Here is a 15,601-nt window from a genome sequence, read left to right as displayed (position 1 = left end):
TCTCAAAAAAAACTTTATTATGAGTAAATTAAATAATGCAACTAAATTATTAGCAGGTTTAGCAATCGGAACAGCAATCGGAGCAGTAGTAGGTTTATTATATGCACCAGAATCAGGTAAAGACACTCGCAAAAAATTAAAAAAAGAAGCTGACAAATACAAAAAAGAGTTAGACAAATACGCGAATGATTTTTCTGATAAAGCGAAAAAAACGAAAAAAGAATTAGAAGCTAAATTAGATGAAGTAAAATCAAAATTAGCAGAACAAAAAGACGAGTTTGTAGCAAAAGCGAAAGAAGCTGGAAAAGATTTAAAATCTAAAGCAAACCAAACAAAAGAAGATTTAAAAGACGAGTTTCAAGAAAACGTAGGAGTTTAATTTCTTCGAAACACAACATTCCTTAAAATTTATAATTAACTTTGTCTTAAATAAATCAATTTTATGTTTAATGAACTAAAAGTTTATATTAATAATAGAATAACTTTAGCTAAATATGATCTCGTAGATTCGTTGAGCAACATGCTAGCGAGCGCTATTTATATATTAATTATTGCCGTATTTTCTTTGTTTCTATTATTATTAGGAAGTTTAGCATTAGGATTTATTTTAGGAGGTTATTTTAATGATACAGGATTAGGTTTTCTTACTGTAACTGGAATTTATTTCTTAATGATGGTTCTTTCTATTTTATTTAGAAAGAAATTAAAACTTTTCTTGACAAATATTGCCGTAGAAAACGCTATGGAAGCCATGTCTAACCACGATGATGATGAAGACGACGATGAAGAATAAAGAACAAATATCTGCGATAAAAAATTTAGACGATTTGCGAATGGCAAAGCGTAAACTAAAATTGCAAATGAAAGTTGCAGAAAATAAGCATGATAATTCATTTGTAAACAAAGCAGTAAGTCTTGTAACAAATTTAAAATCTGACACAAGTTTCACTTCTTCTAAAGTTGAAAGCGCATTAAATTGGGCTGGAGATAAAGTTTCGAAAAAATATCCAATGAAAGGGATTACAAAAATTGTAATTTCTGGATTGATTATGATAGCGGTTCCAATCATTACGAGTAAAATTCAGGAATACATAGAAGAAAAATTATAAAATTATTTGATAATACAAAAACCACTTCGTTTGAAGTGGTTTTTTTGTGTGTTAATTTTAAGCTCGACTAATATTTTTCGTGAAAATATTCGTTTGGTATAATCGTTTTATTCTTTTTATCAACAGCTTCTTGGTTACGCAATTCCACTCGACGTATTTTTCCTGAAATTGTTTTTGGTAAACTCTCCACAAACTGCACAATACGTGGAATTTTGTAACGTGCTAAATGCTCTTCTGTATATCTAAAAATATCTTTTGCTAATTCTTCCGAAGCTTCATTTCCAGGTGCTAAAATAACAAAAGCTTTTACAGCATTACTTCTCAAATCATGCGGACTTGCCACAACAGCAGCTTCCATAATGGCATCATGCTCTAACAAAGCACTTTCTACTTCAAATGGTCCTACACGGAAATCAGACGCTTTTATCACATCATCATCACGCCCAACAAACCAAACATAACCATCTTCGTCTTTATAAGCTTTGTCTCCTGTATAATATAATCCATGCTTGAAAACTTTCGCCATTTTATCTTTCTGAATCAAATAAGTTTTGAAAATTCCATTGATGGTTTCTTCATTATGCACAACACAAATATTTCCTTCTTCGCAATCTTGTACAATATTTCCATCATCATCAGCAATCACAATATCGTATAAAAACGCAGGTTTTCCCATCGATCCATATTTAATCTTCTCATTTGGCAAATTCGCAATCATCGCAGTTGATTCTGATTGTCCATAACCATCACGAATCGTAATTCCTGTACCTTCTTTCCAGACATCTATAATTTCTGGATTAAGCGGTTCACCAGCTGCAACACATTGACGAAGTTTGAAATCATAACTTTTCAAATCTTCTAAAATCAATACACGCAGAGCTGTTGGTGGTGCGCAAAAAGTTGTTACACCCAAATCTTGAATGGTTTGTAATTGTTCTTTCGGAACAAATTTATCTGAATGATAACCCAAAATTGTCGCACCCATATTCCATGGAGCAAAAAAACTACTCCAAAAGAATTTCGCCCAACCTGGTTGAGAAATATTATAATGTAAATCACCTTTTTTCATTCCAACCCAAGAAGAAGTCGTGAAACCTCCAAGCGGATAAGTGTAATGCGTATGCACCACAACTTTCGGCATTCCTGTCGTTCCTGAAGTAAAAAAGTAGAATAAATCATCGTCTGGTTTTGTATCTGCAGCCTCAGCTTGAATAGATTCTTTCCATAACTCATTGATATTTATCCAACCTTCTCGCTCGCCTTCTGTGATTAATTTTACCTTAATCTTTTTATCAAATTTTGCTTCTGCTTCATCTATTTTCGATGCATTTGCTTGATCTGCTAAAGCAACTTCTGGAAAAGAAGACTCGAATCTAAACGTTAAATCCCTTGCTTCTAAAGTTGTTGCGGCTGGAATAATAATTAATCCACCTTTGATAGAAGCCAAATAACCAATCCAAGTAATCGGTAATAATGGAACTTGAGAAAACATTTTGTCTCCTTGTACAATTCCTTTGTTTCTTAAATAGTTTAAAAATTGATTGTATTTATCAGCTAAATTCTGAAAAGTATAATCTTCTCGTTCTTCATTATACTTCCAAATTAAACCTTTTTGAGTTCCTAATTGAGCAACATTATAAGGCTCAAAAATATCCTTCACCCAATTGAATTTCTCTGGTTTGAAAATTTTAATCTGTTTTAATTGCGTATAATTCTCTTCTTCGATGGATAATCGAATAGAGCTAAACAATTCTTGTACTGTCATTTATTTGTGGTTTTGAATAAATATAGAAAAATTATTTATTCAAACAGAAGTTTTATGAATAAAAAAGGATGATTTTATAAAATCATCCTTTTTGTTATTTTTTATTGAGAATATATTAATCTCTACCTCTTCTTGAGTTTCCTGTTCTATTACGGTCTCCTCCACGGTAACCACCACGATCTCCACCTCTAGAATCACGGTCACGATCACCTCCACGGAATCCACCTCTGTCTCCTCCGCGATCACGATCTCCACCACGATAACCTCCACTTCTTTCACGGTCATTATCACGACGGCTATTGAAACCACGTCCGCGAGAATCTCCTCTGTCATTACGACGACGATCTCCACCACGACGCTCACCATCACCACGTCTAGGTTCTGGTTTAGAGATTTGAACATCTAAGTCTACTCCATCACGTTGTGCATCTTTGAAAGATTCTAACACTAATGATTCGAATTGTGTATCAACTTCGAAGAAAGAGAAATTACGTAAAATTTCAATTTTTCCGATTTCGATGTTACGATTACGAGTTTGCTCGTTAATTAAACCAATTAAGTTTGGAACACGTAAATTGTGTTTTTGACCAATATTAATAAAGAAACGAGAGAAATCACGTCCACCACGACGGTTAGAAGAACGATCTCCTCTATCACCACGATCTCCTTCAGAAGAAATATCTTTCGTGTTTTTGTAATATTCTAAGAAAGAATTGAACTCAACTGTCATGAAACGTTTTAATAAATCGTCACGATCTAAGTTCGCCAATTTTTCATTTACAGTTTCCATGTAAGGCTCGATTAATTCTTCATCAACTTCGATATTTTCGATTTTATCGATTAAAGAAATTAAACGTTTTTCACAGATTTCGGCTCCAGTTGGTACATTTTTAGGCTCGATTTTAGAAGCAATTAATTTTTCTAAATCTCTAATTTTACGCGCTTCACGTCCTCCTGAAATAATGATAGAAATTCCTTTGTTACCCGCACGTCCTGTACGTCCTGAACGGTGTACATAAACTTCTGGATCATCTGGTAAATTGAAGTTGATTACGTGAGTCAACTCATTTACGTCAATACCACGAGCAGCAACGTCTGTTGCAACAAGGATTTGAATATTTTGGTTACGGAATTTCTCCATCACGTGATCACGTTGTGATTGTGATAAATCTCCATGTAATGCGTCTGCATTGTAACCATCTTGCATCAATTTATCTGCTACGTCTTTCGCTTCGCGACGAGTTCTACAGAAAACGATACCATAAATATTTGGGTAATAATCGGCCAAACGTTTTAAAGCTAAGTAACGATCAGAAGAACGTACTAAGTAAACGTGATGCTCGATATTTTTTGATGCAGTATTTACTTTACTTACAGCAATCTCAACTGGATTGTGCATATATTCTGAAGCGATACGACGAACCTCTGAAGGCATTGTAGCTGAGAATAATAAAGTTTGTTTTTCTTCTGGAGTTGTTTCTAAGATAGAATCAATTTCGTCACGGAATCCCATGTTCAACATCTCATCAGCCTCATCTAAAACTGTCCAAGTGATGTCATTAATTTTTAATGCGCCACGTTTGATTAAGTCCATTGTACGACCTGGCGTTCCTACAACGATTTGCGGATTATCTTTTAATCCTCTAATTTGTTTAACGATGTCAGCACCACCGTAAACTGCCTGTACACGTACTCCACGCATATCTGCAGAAAAAGATTCTAATTCTTTTGCAATTTGTAAACATAATTCACGAGTAGGACACAAAATAATTGCTTGTACTGATTTTGAATTGCTGTCTAATTGATTTAAAACCGGAAGCCCGAATGCTGCAGTTTTTCCTGTACCTGTTTGCGCCAATGCAATAACATCTTGATCTGATGAAAGGATTTGAGGAATAGCTTTTTCTTGAATTGGAGATGGGTTAACGAAGCCCATTTTCTCAATTGCAGTTAGGATTTCTTCTTGAAGTCCTAATTCTTTGAATGTAATCATGTTAGATACTATACCGAGATAATGAAATTCATTTATATTCCATATCACCGGTTTTATTTTAAATTATTTAACCAACAGATATGAAAGAATAAAATTAAATGGCTGAGCAGCCTAAAAAATCCCTAAATGAATATTCTTTAACATCCGTACCTTAACTCTAAAAGGCTGTGCAAATGTAAGGATTATTTTTGAAATACACAACACACATTCATAATCCTTACAATTAATACACATAATTTTATTTTATTGATAATAAATAAATTACTAACAGTCTGCAATATTTACAGCAACTGCCAAACCTCCTTCAGAAGTTTCTTTGTATTTATTATTCATATCTTTTGCAGTTTCCCACATCGTATTTACGACTTTATCTAACGGAACTTTCGCAGTCAATGGATCTGTATCCAATGCTAATTCTGCCGCATTTATCGCTTTAATCGCTCCCATTGTGTTACGCTCGATACAAGGAATTTGAACCAAACCTCCAATCGGGTCGCATGTTAAACCTAAATGATGTTCCATTGCAATTTCGGCAGCCATCGTTACTTGCGCAGGAGTTCCTCCCATTAATTCGCATAATGCAGCTGCAGCCATAGCCGAAGATACACCGATCTCAGCTTGGCAACCTCCCATTGCCGCAGAAATAGTTGCTCCTTTCTTAAAAATAGAACCAATAACTCCTGCTGTTGTTAAGAATTGTTCAATCTCTTTTTGACCAGCTTTATGATTTTCGATCACCAAATAATACATCAAAACTGCTGGAATAACTCCTGCACTTCCGTTTGTTGGCGCTGTTACAACTCTACCTAAAGAAGCATTTACTTCATTAACAGCAAGAGCGAAGCAACTTACCCATTTCAATATTTGACGAAAATATACTTTGGTTTTTCGGATTGAAGCAATCCATTCTTGTGGATTAGAATAAGGTGTTGCCCCAACCAAATTCTTGTGCATAACGTAAGCACGACGTTTCACGTTCAATCCACCTGGTAAAATACCTTCTGTATGACAACCAATGTACATACACTCTAACATGGTATTCCAAACACGCATTAATTCGTGGTGAATTTCATCTTCAGTTCGAATTGTTTTTTCATTCTCGAACATGATTTCAGAAATCGATTTATTTTCTTTCGAACAAAATTCTAATAATTCTGTTGATGTATTAAATAAATATGGAAAAGCACAAGTGACATCTGTATTGGTAGCACTATCATCTTCTTTTGTAATAAATCCTCCCCCTATCGAATAAAACGTAGAAGATAATTCTTCGTTCTCATAAAAAGCTGTAAACATCATTCCATTAGCGTGAAAAGATAAAAACTCTCGATTGAAAACGATATCAGTTTCGGGATTAAAATCAATTAAAAATTTATTTCCAAAATTTAATTGTTTATTTGTATTGATCGTATTAATAATATTCGAAATATCATCAACAGGAATATATTCAGGATCAGCACCGCTTAGCCCTAACATTACTGCATAATCAGTCGCATGTCCTTTACCTGTAAGTGATAAAGAGCCATACAAATCTACACGAACTTTTGTAATTTTATTAAAGATAGATGCAGCATCTAATTCTTTCAGAAAAGCTTCTGCAGCGCGCCAAGGACCTAAAGTATGCGAACTTGAAGGACCAACGCCAATTTTGAGCATATCAAATACTGAAATACAATCCATTTTGTACTTTTAATTTATATTATTTCCACACAAGACAAATATAGCCGTTAAATTCTCATATTCGCTTTATTTAAGCAGTTTTTTTATCAACTTAAACAATTAATAAGCTTAAAATATTCATATTGAATGATATTAACACAAATTATTTAGCATCAAAAAAAGAGGTCACAACTAATTGTAACCTCTTTTCTAGACTTTATTAAGTTTTTATTTAAACTTGTGCCAATATGGATAGATAATCGCTAAACCATAACCTATAAACACAAATAATGTAAACATGGTAAAAAGTGTTCCATCTGCCATAAATTCGGGCTGCATTGCTGCTGACACAAATAATGATGTCACAACCATATATACACCAATTCTTTTATAAGATTTCACTAAAAAGATACCTATCAATGCAATAACTCCTAAAACAAGAGTCGAAATTGGATACCATTTTGGCATTTCTGGCGCATCTTCGTTCATCATTTGGCGGAACAAATAATCATTTGTCACCAATAATTGATAACCACGATAAAGAATACTCAAAATCAAGAAAACCATTATAAAGATCATTGACTTGAAAAGGAATGATGTTTTGTTTCCTTCGTGTTTCAAATCTTTTGTTTTGGTATTATCCGACATTAAAACTTTTGTGTCAAAAATATCGTCACGTTCTTGATTTTGTTCTACTTTTTGATCTGTCATAGCTTTATTTTAAAATAAGAAATCATATCCTTTCAAACTCAATTTTTCGTATTTTTCTTCATCAAAACGATACAATTTAGATACTTTACGATGTTGTTTAGGATCTGTTGTATTACCTGTTTCGATAATTAAATTTGAGTTAAAGATTTTCTTTCTAAAGTTACGTTTATCCAACTCACGATTCAAGGCTTTTTCATACAAACTTTGCAATTGCGCAATTGTAAACTCATCTCCAAGTAAGTTAAATCCTACTGGACGACGTTTTACACGACGTTTCACACGCTCTTTTGCATATTTTACAATCTCATTGTGATCAAAAGCCAAATCCGGAACACGGTCGTAAGCATACCATTCTCCACCTTGTGTTTTCACTTTTTCCTCTATTTGAGGTGTCAATTTAACCAAAGCGTAATAAGCAACATTTACAACACGTCCTAATGGATTACGAAAAACTTTTGTAAAAGCTTTCAATTGTTCAATATATGTTTGATGCTCATCGTAAGCAATTTTCTCAATCAACAATTCGTGAATTGCTTGATCGTTACTTACCGTTGGCGCAATATATTTTCCTGGCAAAACCAATGCTCCTTTGAAAGGATCGTTTAGTTTTTTATACACCAATATTTTGAGATCTTCTCCATCAAACCCGAAAAGTACGAGACTTGAACATAGAGCGACCTGAAAATATTTTTCTTTTTCTTCGTCTGTCATTTTGTGGGATGATTAATAAATTGAAATTTATTTTTAATGAAAAATTGAATGCATCAATCTATTTTTATCGTTAAAAGATTCTTCTAACGAAATCATAGATTCTGTTCTCAATACATCATCAATTTGATCAATTTTGTAGATAACATCTTTCGCATCAGAAGTATCTCTTGCACGAATTTTACAGAAAATATTATATTTTCCAGACACAACGTGAACCACTGTTACGTTAGGAATTTTATATAATTCATCTATCACTTTCTGAGTTTTGTTTGTTTTTGTAAGTAACAATCCTACATACGCAACAAACTGATAACCCATTTTATCATAATCTGTAATTAGTGTAGTTCCTTTGATGATTCCAGCCTCCTCTAATTTCTTGACACGTACGTGAATAGTACCAGCAGAAACATTCATTTTCTTTGCAATTTCTGTAAATGGCATTCTTGTATTGTCAATCAAATACATCAAAATTTTCTTATCAACATCATCAATTATGTAATTCATTTTCCTAATTTTTGATTATTATTATTATTTTAATAAAAAATCGAATTAATTTTTAGCAAAATTATAAATAAAACAAACAAACTTCAAAATATTTTTTAATGATTTATTTAATATTTTACTTTTGTTATAATAATAGTTCAAAAAAGAAAGAACTAATCACTTTTGTTTGTTTGCGCGAGTTTATTGTCTAACCACAATAAACTCATTTTTTTTTTATTTAATTTTGACTAAACCACGACGTTTTTGTTCCACTTTAGGTTGAGTACTTTTTTGATACGTAACTTTGACCGTATCTTTTGTAGTTTGACGAGTAGAATCTATTCTTCTTTCCTCACTTTTAAACTGTTTCGGAAGTACAATCGAATCAAATCTTTCTTGCTGTTGCTCTTCTTTTTTAGCTTTTGCTTTTCGTTTATTTTCATCTAAACCTAAAAATCCTCTAAACGTATCGAAGCTTTTGTTGTACTGAATTCCTACTCCGAAACTTTGATTTAAGTTATTTTCCATTCCTGGCAATAAACCGAAAGTTGTAGGTTTTGTAAATGCTTTTAAGACCAAAGATCCATTGTTTAATTTCGAGATATCATAAGAAACATCAAAATTCCCATCGAAGTTCTCTTGTACATTTCTATTATTTGTAACCGCAATTCCATACGAACCACGTAAACTTAAACGATTATTAACCCGATAAGAAACAGAAGTTCTAATTTTATCATTTGTCTCCGATTGCGCACTACCACCGACATACTCCATTTGTATATCTACATTGTTCGCAATAGAAGACAACATACCCGCAATTGTCGATAAACCAATATCAGCAGCTGTACTTGTTACACCAGATTGAACAGCCGAAGCATCACCAAATTTACCTGTCAATAAGATATAACTAAACTGAAGCATCTGTTCTTCTGTATTTGAACGGAATTTTGATTGTAACTGCGAATTGATATCCGAACCTGCATTAGGAATTGTTAATCCAAAATCGATAATAGGTTTTTTCAACGTTTCAGAAATATTAATTGATAAGAGAGCATCATAAATTTGCGAATATCCTACACCTAAATAGTCTCCAACATTTGACACCGAACGTTGATATTCAGCTGTAATATTAAGCGTTGCATCAAGTGGATTTCCTGCAAATTGTACCGAAGATCCTTTTTTGATTTTAAAATCTTTTGGAATCAGCGGAAATTGTCTAAACTCATATGTTCCACTTTCTATATTATATACCCCTGTAATACTCAATCCTGCTTTATTCATTAAGAATCTAAGATTTTCTGCAGTTCCTCGCGCTGTTGCTTTATCATTTGTAGCTGCATCAAAAATCAAATTCACCATCGCATTTGGATACGCATTGATGTTGACATCTATCGACATTCCTTTTGGTGCGTGAGGCTCGTTATTTTTCGATTTTTCATCTAGATGTTGGTTAGGAACAAAACGTACCAAATTATTTTCTGACTCAATTGTTGTACTTCCTGTATTTATCGTTAACTCAGAATTTCCAACCACTGTCGCATCTCCAGCAATCTCCAACTCTTCTACCGCACCAAACATGGTTACATTTCCTTTCGCAAATACTTTTCCATAAAACAATTCATTGTCTTTAATAGACGTGTTCATCACTAATAAATTTTGCGTATCGAAATCTAAGTTGAGACCCCATTTAGATAAGTTGCGGAAAAGAATTGCTCCGTCAACTTTTCCTTTTGTATTGTACGCAGTGTCTTTAAATGCAATATCATTCAACATGATAATACCTTGTCCTTTTCCTTGTTTCGAAACAAGCAATTCATTTTCTCCTTCAAATAAATAATCTGTTCCTAAGAAATTCACTTTCAAACCAAGATCTTTTGCAATCATATTTCCACTAAGATTTGGCAAATCAATTGGTCCAGTAATTTTTAAATCACCAGATAACGTTCCACGCATATTAGAGAAAACAGATTTTAAGAATCCTTCTAAGAAATCGATGTGAAACTCGTCAAAATTGACATCTACATCAACCTCAGGACCTGTCGGTTTATTAATAATATTACCATAAGCAACCAACGATTGAATTTGCTCTTTCTGTAAACTTGTTTCAAAATTAAATTGTTTATCCGCTACATTATAACCTCCTTGTAAAGTCAAATTACCAAGCTCAAAATCATTTAAACCTAACTTATCAATTTCAGCTTCAAGTGTTGGTTCTAATTTTTCTTTTGTACGAATAATATCTACTTTACCATTTGCTATACCGACAATTTTTAGATTATTCAATAATGTTTTAGGAATGATTTTTTCTAAATGCAAATCTTTAAAATCAGCATTGAAATTGTAATCTACGTTGTTATTAAATAAACCACTTACTTTTAAATATTGTTCTTCTGATTCTAATGATAAATCTTCAACTTTTAATGATTTATTAATTCGATTAAAAATTACACGATTCGAATTTGCATCATTCAAATGATTAATTGTCCATTGTGTCGAATCAATTTGTATTGTTGAAGGAGAAAATCCAAAAATCAAATCATTATTATTCTGAACTGTATGAAAAAGATTCAGATTAAATAAAATTGGATTTTTTCGACCAATATTAAAATCTGTTTTCACAATCATCGTATCATTCTTCGGAATCGAATTTACGTTAATTGCATTAATCGTTACACCACTTACTTTCAAACTATCAATCTTCGCATTCAACGTTGGCAACTCCGCAATTGTGTTTAGATTAACATTAGATTGGAACAATTGAATTCCTGCATATTTTATTCCAGGCGTATCCAAAGTCGCTTCCAACTGATTTTTCGTACCATCAATATAACCTTTTACATGCGTATCAGGTTCAATCGAAATAGATGAATCGATATATTGTAATAAATTTTCTTGCACATAAACATCAAACGAAAAAGCCTGATTTGGCGAAACTTTTTTATGACGGAAAGATGGAACTAAATCTACAAGCGAATTATTGATGACATTGGCAACTTCCGTAATATTATAGCGACCATCTACTGTAGCGCGCATATAATTAGGAACATCCAAAGTCATGATTTTATGCGAACCATCTATTTGAGAATTCAACATGACATGTGACAATTCTAACGTATCTTTTTTCGAACGGAAGTAAAGATTTTTGACATCAATATTTCCTCTAAAATCATTAATATTTGTCAACTTAAAATTCCCTTCTACATCACCGCGTACAATTGCATTTAGATTTTTTGTAACGCCAAGAAAATCTAAATTAATTTGACGAATATTCGAAGTAAAATCAAAATCATAAGGTTTTCCACTAAAGTTAATTTTACCTTTCAATTGCGCATTTAGATTTGGATCTTTGATATCGAATAATCCATTGAATTGATAATTTTTAACCAAACCATCAACCGTAATATTTTGATAACGTTTGCCCATCAAATCCAAGTAACGAAGCGTTCCGTCAACATCTAAATTGATATTTTTCAAATCTGTTCCTCTTCCATCAAATCTAAACTTCCCGCTTACATAACCCAAATCTTTTGCATTAGTTAATTGACGAAGATTTAAGTTTTTTGCATCTAAAGTACCTTTATAAATTAAGGCTTTTACATTTTTATAATTCTTGATTTGCGCTTTAATATCAGCATCTCCAAGTCCAGAAACCGCGTAACCATTTGCATGAATTTCATTTGGATTTAATGAAATATCTCCACGATAATTTAAATTTCCAAAACGTGTCAACATATTTGGAATTTTGTTCGAAACAAAGGTTGGAAGTAATTTTGTTATTTTTTGATATGATGTATTAATTTTTACATTTCTTGTCGAAAAATTCAGCAAAGAACCATGCAAAACATCTTGTAATTGCAAGCGAGAAGCACCAACATAATTGTCTTCACCTTTCAATTCAAAATCAGAAAAAGTCAAATTATTCAGCGTTCCATTTACTTTTCCATATAAATCTACTGACGAATTTTTATCAAATAAAGGAGTAAAATAACGAATTTCCTTAAAATTAATCTTAGAACCTCGATCAAAAAAAACGTCCCAACGAACTTTATCAGCAAATTCTCCCATATCCGAGGGGTCATCGTAACTCAATAACAAATTCCCATTCAAAACAGATGTATCCGTTCGTAAATTCAAATTCCCAACTCGAATTTCTTTTTTCGAATAATGAACTTTTCCTGTAAAGTTTTGTACGTTATACCTTTCTTTATTTTTTGTCGCAACAAAGCAGAAGTTTTCTAAATCAGCCGTAATATCAGAATCAACTAATCGAAACTTTTTTACAGTCATATTCAGTTGTTTCGAATCCAACCAAACATTTCCAGAATTTTGATTAACAATTGAAACTTTACCATCTTCCAAAATAAAATCTCCATCCAATTTGAAAATCTTTTTCGGATCTTTTGGTTTATCAGAACTAAAACCATTGACAAATTTGATGAAATTCGAAATCGAATCGCCTTTGTACGTAATCACACGAATTTCGGGTTCAATCAATTTCACTTCACTCAAATCAATGTAATCTTTTTTGATTCCTGGTAGAAGTGTCCAAAGATTAATTGTCGTTTCCAAGGTTTTCGACTTCATAAAATCATATTTATGATCGTCTTTTATCTTAACACCATGGAAATATATTCGTCCAAAAAAATCAATATCCACCGAATCCACATACATTTGTGTGTTCAGCGATTTATTTAATTTTTCTAATGCAAAGTGAGCTATTTTTGTCTGTACCGCAGGGATTTGTATTGCGATTGCTACTGTTAAAACAAGGGTTAAAACGAGTATAATCAACGACAATAAAAATCTTCCTATTCGTCTGACTATTTTCAATGGTTTAAATTTACGATATTTGCAGGGTAAAAATAAGTTATAAATTTTATTCTACAACGAATTATGAGCGATAAAAACTACATTTTAGCCATAGAATCTTCTTGTGATGATACAGGCGCAGCAATTATTGACGGAAATAAAATTATTTCTAATGTTGTGGCAAGCCAAAAAATTCACGAAATATATGGTGGCGTAGTACCAGAATTAGCTTCGAGAGCACATCAACAAAATATTGTTCCCGTCGTAGATCAAGCACTAAAACAGGCAAATATTAAAAAAGAAGAACTTAAAGCAATTGCGTATACGCGTGGTCCAGGATTGATGGGATCGCTTTTGGTTGGCGGAAGTTTTGCGAAATCTTTCAGTCAATCATTGGATATTCCATTGATTGATGTCAATCACATGCAAGCACATATTTTGGCAAATTTTATTGAAGATGCCAACGACGAAAAACCAACTTTTCCATTTTTATGCTTAACGGTTTCTGGAGGACATACTCAAATCGTGAAAATCAATAATTATTTTGAGATGGAAATTTTAGGAGAAACGATTGATGATGCGGCTGGTGAAGCATTTGATAAAGCAGGTAAAATTTTAAATTTACCTTATCCTGCAGGTCCAATTATCGATAAAAAATCTAAGATTGGTAATCCTACAAAATTCAAATTTGCAAAACCAAAAATTGAAGGTTTAAACTTTAGTTTTAGCGGTTTCAAAACGTCAATTTTATATTTTATTCAGAAAGAGGTCAAAGCAAATCCAAATTTCATCGAAGAAAATATTGACGATTTGTGTGCTTCTATTCAATATTCTATCGTTAATATTTTGATGGAAAAAGTAAAAAAAGCATCGGACGAAACTGGAATTAAACAAATTGCTATTGCAGGTGGAGTTTCGGCTAATTCTGAAATTCGTCAACGATTAAAAGATGGAGAAACAGAATTTGGTTGGAAAACTTTTATTCCAAAATTTGCTTATACAACAGATAATGCAGCGATGATTGCAATGGTTGGAAGTTTAAAATTTGATCAAGAGTTATTTACAAAAAACACAGCGAAATCTGTGGCTAAATACCATATTTAATGAAATTATTTTTTGGAGAAATTCATCACGAAACAGCTATCCTGAACGAAGAAGAAAGTCATCATTTTGCGAAAGTTTTGCGCGGAAATGAAGGCGATTTGGTTCATGTGACGGATGGAAAAGGAAATTTGGCTCAAGTTGAAATTACGTCGATTTCTAAAAAAGCAGTTGAAGGAAAAGTAATTGATTTAAAAACAAATTTCGAGCAGAAAAATTACTATTTACATGTTGCAATTGCACCAACAAAAACAATGGAACGTTTGGAATTTTTCTTGGAAAAAGCAACCGAAATTGGTGTTGATGAAATTACATTTTTGCAAACTTTTCATTCGGAACGAAAAAATATTAAAATTGAACGAATTGAAAAAATTGTTCAGTCTGCAACAAAACAATCGTTGAAAGCGTATTTGCCAAAAGTAAATGATTTGACAAAATTCAACGAATTTATCAAACAGGATTTTGAAGGTTTCACGAAATGTATTGCGCATTGCGAAGCGGATATTGAACGAACACCTTTAAGAACAGTTTTGGAAAATAACCCGCAGAAAATTTTAATTATGATTGGTCCTGAAGGTGATTTTTCGCGAGATGAAATTTTCGCTGCAGAAGATCACAATTTCACAGGAATTAGTCTTGGATATCAACGTTTCCGTACTGAAACTGCAGCTTTACAAGCTGTTTTTGCCGTTGATTGGGGATTGAAATAAATCGAGTAAAACTATTACTTTATACAAAAACCGATTCTGTTGGATCGGTTTTTTTCTTTTATCTGAAAATAAATATCTTTATCAAAATTAAAAACTTATGAAAAAATTAGCACTTATTTTGGGATTATTCATTGGAAGTTTTTCATTTGCACAAACTGTAAATGATGTTCCGATTAAAGATATTAATGTCGACTATGTACAGATTATTGGAACTGGACGAGGTTTGAGTACAAAAATGAATATTCGCTTGGATTTTGGACAAGAAACCAAATCAATTTCTTTTAAAACTGGTTTGAAAATAAAAGATGAACGCGGAATTGCAGTAAAATTTAATTCAATGATTGATGCGTTGAATTTTATGTCTGCGAGTGGATATGAATTTCAGTTTGCGTATACCTCAAAAGAAAATGATGACGATACGCTTTATTATATTTTAAAGAGAAAAAAATAAACAAATCCTCAACTTATGTTGAGGATTTGTGTTTTATATTAAATTCTAATTTTCAACTTTCTTTTTCTTCAACATAAAAAATCAATAGCGTCCTAAATA

The 15,601-nt window shown here is 32.4% G+C and carries 13 protein-coding genes; 6 read left to right on the top strand and 7 right to left on the bottom strand.

The features are described 5' to 3' along the window. The first annotated feature begins 19 nt into the window (after positions 1 to 19). From B2X73_RS12030 to B2X73_RS12020, 3 genes are all read left to right on the top strand, one after another. Positions 20 to 379, top strand: a complete 360-nt coding sequence (locus tag B2X73_RS12030; RefSeq protein WP_125350224.1) for a YtxH domain-containing protein — start codon at positions 20 to 22, stop codon at positions 377 to 379. 63 nt (positions 380 to 442) lie between these two features. Next, positions 443 to 793, top strand: a complete 351-nt coding sequence (locus B2X73_RS12025) for a phage holin family protein (protein WP_291096523.1) — start codon at positions 443 to 445, stop codon at positions 791 to 793. Then, positions 783 to 1,109, top strand: a complete 327-nt coding sequence (locus B2X73_RS12020) for a hypothetical protein (RefSeq protein WP_291096521.1) — start codon at positions 783 to 785, stop codon at positions 1,107 to 1,109. Before B2X73_RS12025 ends, B2X73_RS12020 begins: the two co-directional genes overlap by 11 nt. 67 nt (positions 1,110 to 1,176) lie before the next feature. Here B2X73_RS12020 and B2X73_RS12015 read toward each other — a convergent pair whose 3' ends face one another. The 7 genes from B2X73_RS12015 to B2X73_RS11985 form a co-directional block, all read right to left on the bottom strand. Beyond that, on the bottom strand, positions 1,177 to 2,874 hold the full coding sequence (locus tag B2X73_RS12015) for an AMP-binding protein (RefSeq protein ID WP_219034202.1): 1,698 nt from the start codon (positions 2,872 to 2,874) through the stop codon (positions 1,177 to 1,179). Between the two features lie 115 nt (positions 2,875 to 2,989). Further along, positions 2,990 to 4,867, bottom strand: coding sequence for a DEAD/DEAH box helicase (locus B2X73_RS12010; protein ID WP_125350223.1), 1,878 nt, complete (start codon positions 4,865 to 4,867; stop codon positions 2,990 to 2,992). Between the two features lie 264 nt (positions 4,868 to 5,131). Then, positions 5,132 to 6,547: an L-serine ammonia-lyase gene (locus tag B2X73_RS12005; protein WP_291096519.1), complete on the bottom strand. Its 1,416-nt coding sequence runs from the start codon at positions 6,545 to 6,547 to the stop codon at positions 5,132 to 5,134. Positions 6,548 to 6,754: 207 nt separating this feature from the next. Beyond that, positions 6,755 to 7,237, bottom strand: coding sequence for a hypothetical protein (locus tag B2X73_RS12000; protein WP_219034200.1), 483 nt, complete (start codon positions 7,235 to 7,237; stop codon positions 6,755 to 6,757). A 9-nt stretch (positions 7,238 to 7,246) separates the two neighbouring features. Further along, positions 7,247 to 7,948 (bottom strand): NUDIX hydrolase, encoded by a 702-nt coding sequence (locus tag B2X73_RS11995; RefSeq protein WP_038336322.1) that lies wholly within the window; start codon positions 7,946 to 7,948, stop codon positions 7,247 to 7,249. 33 nt (positions 7,949 to 7,981) lie between these two features. Then, positions 7,982 to 8,452, bottom strand: a complete 471-nt coding sequence (locus B2X73_RS11990) for an Lrp/AsnC family transcriptional regulator (RefSeq protein WP_038336320.1) — start codon at positions 8,450 to 8,452, stop codon at positions 7,982 to 7,984. Between the two features lie 213 nt (positions 8,453 to 8,665). After that, entirely contained in the window at positions 8,666 to 13,261 is a 4,596-nt protein-coding gene (locus B2X73_RS11985; RefSeq protein ID WP_291096517.1) for a translocation/assembly module TamB domain-containing protein, read from the bottom strand. Positions 13,262 to 13,324: 63 nt separating this feature from the next. Here B2X73_RS11985 and tsaD point away from each other — a divergent pair, with 63 nt between their 5' ends. The 3 genes from tsaD (at position 13,325) to B2X73_RS11970 (ending at position 15,502) form a co-directional block, all read left to right on the top strand. Next, positions 13,325 to 14,344 (top strand): tRNA (adenosine(37)-N6)-threonylcarbamoyltransferase complex transferase subunit TsaD, encoded by a 1,020-nt coding sequence (tsaD, locus tag B2X73_RS11980; RefSeq protein WP_291047078.1) that lies wholly within the window; start codon positions 13,325 to 13,327, stop codon positions 14,342 to 14,344. Further along, a complete protein-coding gene (locus B2X73_RS11975) occupies positions 14,344 to 15,051 on the top strand; it encodes an RsmE family RNA methyltransferase (RefSeq protein ID WP_221854794.1) in 708 nt (235 codons plus the stop codon). The genes tsaD and B2X73_RS11975 overlap by 1 nt, the downstream gene beginning before the upstream one ends. Before the next feature lie 97 nt (positions 15,052 to 15,148). Then, complete coding sequence (locus B2X73_RS11970) at positions 15,149 to 15,502, top strand: hypothetical protein (protein WP_291053520.1); 354 nt, start codon at positions 15,149 to 15,151, stop codon at positions 15,500 to 15,502. Positions 15,503 to 15,601 lie beyond the last annotated feature (99 nt).

It is taken from the genome of Empedobacter sp. UBA7252, assembly GCF_002472765.1.
GTDB classification, from domain to species: domain Bacteria; phylum Bacteroidota; class Bacteroidia; order Flavobacteriales; family Weeksellaceae; genus Empedobacter; species Empedobacter falsenii_B.
This window is presented reverse-complemented; position numbering and strand designations above follow the sequence as displayed.